We start from the raw sequence: 4,336 nt of genomic DNA, 5'->3' as shown, positions 1-4,336 counted from the left end.
GCGGCCCGCGGCCCCCCCGAAATGTCGCCGGGGTGGCCGGCCGCGGCCCCGACAACCCCTTCACCTGCCCATCAGGGCCTGGTTACTTGCCGCCACCAGCGCGGAAAGCCAGCCAGGCGTCGCTCATCCGGTCGGCCTGGCCGGCGGTGAACATGTTCATGCAGGAGTCCTGCGTGTAGTCCATGAAGTTGTGGATCGGGTCCAGCCCGGGCGCCGTGCAGGTGTCCGCGCCCACCGGGCAGTTGAACTGCGGCGCGGCCTCCCGGGGAGTGTCCGCGACGTAGTCGCCGGAGGCGGAGCAGCCGTGCGCGAAGGTGTGCTCCAGCATCAGCCAGTGCCCGACCTCGTGCGTCAGCGTGTCACCGAGGGCGTACTTGCCCGCCGTTCCGCCCGGCATCGACTCGTCGAGCATCACCACGCCGTCGATGTAGTCCCGGCCGTTGTTGTAGCCCTTCGGGAAGTACGCCCAGCCGAGGAGGCCGCCGCCGATGTTGGCCGCGTACACGTTGAGGGTGCGGGCGTCGCCGGTGTACAGCGCCTTCTTCATGTCCCGCTCGTTCTTGCCCGGCACGACCGTGTACCAGGCACTGTTCACCGTCCACGTGGTGTCGACGAGCGAGAAGCGGAACGGCGTGTCGGACGCGTCCGGGGCCGTGCGGCCCGCGTACGAGTCGTTCAGCACCGTCATCTGCGCGTCGATCAGCGTGTTCCACCGGTTCTTCTCCGCCGCGCTGAGGGCGTGGTCGGAGACCATGTGGAAGACCGTGGGGATGGTGACGCTGCCGTTGGGCAGGCGCGGGGAATCCTTGATCACGCCGTAGGCGTTTGCCTCGTTCTTCGAGTACAGCTCCGGCTCCTGGGCGGTGGCGCCCTCGGCCACGCGCGCCGCGCTGTGCCCGGCGGCGCCCGGCGCGCACGCCGTGACGCCCGCGGAGGCGGTCGCCGGCGCGGCCGTGGCCACCCCGGCCGAGGTGCCACCGGTCGCCACGAACGTCGCCGCGGTGGCGGTCAGGACCGCCAGTTGGAAGGTTGGTCTTTTGCGCATCATTGCACCTTTCACACATGGGAGATGTCGCGGCGTGAGACGCGACGAGCAGGTCGCCGCGTCGATGCATCGACACCTTCGTTTCGCTATCAGACCACGTCACGCGCCTCGACAGAAGACCATGGGAACCGCCCTCAGCTCGGCCTTTCGGTCGGTGGTGGTCAGGCGGGCCGCCGGGGCACACCCGCGGCGGCCACGCTCCGCCCGACCGACCCGAGTCACGCTCGCGTCACCGCGCTCAGGACAGTTCGGACACGAGTTCGGCGACGTCGTCCGCGCACCCGTAGGAGAGGGTGACGCCGGCGCCGCCGTGGCCGTAGCAGTGCACCACCGGGCCGTGCCCGGTGAGCTCGGTCTCCAGCCGTACGGCCGGGCGTCCCGGACGCAGGCCCACCCGGTGGCCGAGGACCCGGGCCCCCTCGATCGCCGGCACCAGCGCCGTGCAGCGTTCCAGGATGTCCGCAGCCGTCGGCGCTCGGACGGTCAGCTCCTCGTCGCCCTCCTCGGCCGTGCCGCCGAGCAGCACCGTGTCACCGCGGGGCACCACGTAGCTCAGGCGCGCGGGATCGTTCTGGTCGAGCCGCCACTCGGTCAGGCCGAACTGGGCCACGACGACCACCTGCCCGCGTACTGGGCTGAGTGACTGATCGCCGACCAGCTCGCGGGCGCCCAGCCCGGTGCAGTTCACCACGACGTCGACGCCCTCGAAGGCCTCGGCCAGCGCACCCACGTACCCGCTCCGGAGGGCGACCTTCGCCGCCGTCAGCCTCCCGTGTAGCCAGGGCAGGTGCACCGCCATGTCGACCACCGGCACGCTCAGTTCGTATCCGTCGGCGTACCCGTCGGGCAGCCGTTCGGCGGCGACCCGGCCCAGCTCCGGGACCGCCGCCCGCCACCACGGGTCCGGGGTGTGCCGGCGGAACAGCTCCTGCCCGACGCGCATGCGCACCCCGGCGGAGGCATCGCCGGTGAGGCCGCGCAGCACCCGGTAGGTGGCCGCCGACCAGCGGGTCACGGCCGCCTCCGGGTACGCGCGGTACGGGTACCAGAGGGCGGCGGCGACCGACGACGTGGTGGCGTCTCCGGTCGCCGCAGCGACCACGTCGACCTCGTGCCCGCGCTCCGCCAGCCGCAGCGCGCTGGTCAACCCCACCACACCGGCACCGACCACCCTGACCCTCATGGCTGAAGATCAGACCACATCGCCCGGGCTGGTCGGCGGCCCCGGGTGGCGGGATGCGTGCACCGACCGGCGGACGCCGGCTACGGCTTGCGCGCCACCCCGGCCCAGTAGTACGCGGCGTAGGGGTCGGCGGGCGCCTCGCCGTCGGGCCGCCAGGCCATCACCGGCGCCAGACCCGGCTCGATGAGCTCCCAGCCGTCGAAGAACCGTTCGATCTCGTCCCGGGTACGCGGCACCAGCGTCATGCCCCCGTGGGTGGCCGCCGCGACCGCGGCGCCCATCTCCTGCGGGTTGAAGTCCTGGGTGGGGTGGCTGATCGCGAGGTAGCTGCCGGACGGCAGCGCGTCCATCAGGGCGCGCAGGCGGGCCGCCGGGGCGTCGTCGTCGCCGAGCAGCATGAGCACGGCGATCAGGGTGAGCGCCACCGGCTGGCTGAGGTCGAGGGTGTCCACCAGGGTGGCATCCGCGAGAATCGCCTCCGGCGTGCGGAGGTCGGCGTGGATGTAGCTGCTGCGCCCCTCCGGCGTGCTGATCATCAGGGCGCGGGCGTGGGCCAGCACGATGGGATCGTTGTCGACGTAGACCACCCGGGTCTCGGGCGCGATCGACTGGGCGATCTCGTGCAGGTTCGGGCGGGTGGGGATGCCGGTGCCGATGTCCAGGAACTGCCGGATGCCCCGGTCGGCGACGAGGTGACGGGCGACCCGGTGCACGAAGCGGCGGTTCTCCGACGCCATCTGCCGCAGGGTCGGGATCGCGTTGATCATCGCCTCGCCCATGGCCCGGTCGACCGCGAAGTTGTCCTTGCCGCCGAGCCACCAGTCGTAGACCCGGGCGGAGTGGGGGACGGTGGTGTCCACGGTCGGCGGACCGACCTCCTCGGTCTGCGCACCACTACCCGACACCGCGGTCTCCCTTCGACGGCCCACCGATCGGTCCACGATAGACGCTGCCGATGTCGCCCGTGGCCCGAGGGAGACGCGGCGCGCGACCCGCGCCGCTGTCCGCCCGCTCACCCGCAGTCGGAGGGGGATCGCTCGCTCGCCGGTGCGGTCGGTGCCGGGTGGCCGGCTGTGCGTCGGACGGTCCGGCGCCGCCAGGGAGCGGCCAGCAGCAGGACGGCCAGCACGACGGCGCCACCGGCCCAGAGAGCGGTCCGCAGGGAGTGGGTCGACGAGCCCGCCGCCGTCGGATGTACGCCCTGCACCTGGGCCACCGGACGGTCCTGCTTCTTCTCGTCGGGCGTGACCAGGCGGCCGACCGACGCGTCGTGGGGGAGGGCGAAGCCCCAGTCCAGCAGGGCCGCCGCCTCGCCGAAACTGCCCAGCGGCGCGGTCTCCGCGCCGAGCAGGGTCACGGCGAGGCGCCGGCCGTTGCGTTCGGCCACTCCCACGTACGTCTGTCGGGCCAGGTCGGTGAAGCCCGTCTTCCCGCCGATCGTGCCGGGGTAGCGGTCCAGCAGGGTGTTGTCATGGGTGATGGAGAACCCGGGCGTTCCCGGCGCGGCCGGTATCTCGGCCGCCCGGGTGGCGATGTACCGCCGGAAGTCCGCGCGGGCGTAGGTGGCGCGCGCGATCAGCGCCAGGTCGTACGCGCTGGTGTACTGGCCCGGTCCGTCGAGGCCGGACGGTGTCGCGGCATGGGTCTGGTTCGCGCCCAGTCGCTGCGCCTCCTCGTTCATCGCCTGGACGCCGCCCTGCCGCCCGGCGGTGCCGCCGCCGACCCGGGCCAGTACGTTGGCCGCGTCGTTCCCCGACCGGAGCAGCAGTCCCAGCCACAGGCTCTCCACCGAGTAGTGGCCGCCCTCGACCACCCCCATCCGTGAGCTGGCCGGGTCGAGGTCCTGCAGGTCCCCCCGGGTCACCTCGACGACCTGCGCCGGGTCGAGGTGGGGCATCAGCGCCGCGGCCAGCAGCATCTTCTGCACGCTGGCCGGCGTGCGGCGCTCGTGCGGGCCGCATCCACCCAGCACCGCGCCGCTGTCGAGGTCCGCCACGAGCCACGAGGTGGCGGTAACCGCCGGCGCCGGGGGGGCGGCCGCGGGGCTGGGGGGGCCCCGCGGCGCCCGGCGGTGCCCGCCGCCGGCCCGGTCCGCGGCCCCGCCCCGC

General features: G+C 73.3%; 4 protein-coding genes. All 4 read right to left on the bottom strand.

Going from position 1 to position 4,336, the window contains the following annotated elements; translation table 11 throughout:
- Positions 1 to 82: 82 nt before the first annotated feature.
- Positions 83 to 1,045 carry a zinc metalloprotease gene (locus ACWEVO_RS05525; RefSeq protein WP_452306368.1) on the bottom strand — a complete coding sequence of 321 codons (963 nt, stop codon included), beginning with the start codon at positions 1,043 to 1,045 and terminating at the stop codon, positions 83 to 85.
- 238 nt (positions 1,046 to 1,283) lie between these two features.
- The gene (locus ACWEVO_RS05520) at positions 1,284 to 2,228 is read right to left on the bottom strand and encodes an FAD-dependent oxidoreductase (RefSeq protein WP_452306367.1); all 945 of its coding nucleotides are present in this window, start codon (positions 2,226 to 2,228) and stop codon (positions 1,284 to 1,286) included.
- Between the two features lie 80 nt (positions 2,229 to 2,308).
- A complete protein-coding gene (locus ACWEVO_RS05515) occupies positions 2,309 to 3,133 on the bottom strand; it encodes an SAM-dependent methyltransferase (RefSeq protein WP_452306366.1) in 825 nt (274 codons plus the stop codon).
- Between the two features lie 107 nt (positions 3,134 to 3,240).
- Positions 3,241 to 4,336, bottom strand: a 1,096-nt coding sequence (locus ACWEVO_RS05510; RefSeq protein ID WP_452306365.1) for a D-alanyl-D-alanine carboxypeptidase family protein, incomplete at its 5' end; no start/stop codon positions are given.

This window comes from Micromonospora sp. NPDC003776 (genome assembly GCF_053605645.1).
Note: the sequence above shows the minus strand (reverse complement) of the source record. Positions and strands in the feature narration are given on the sequence as shown.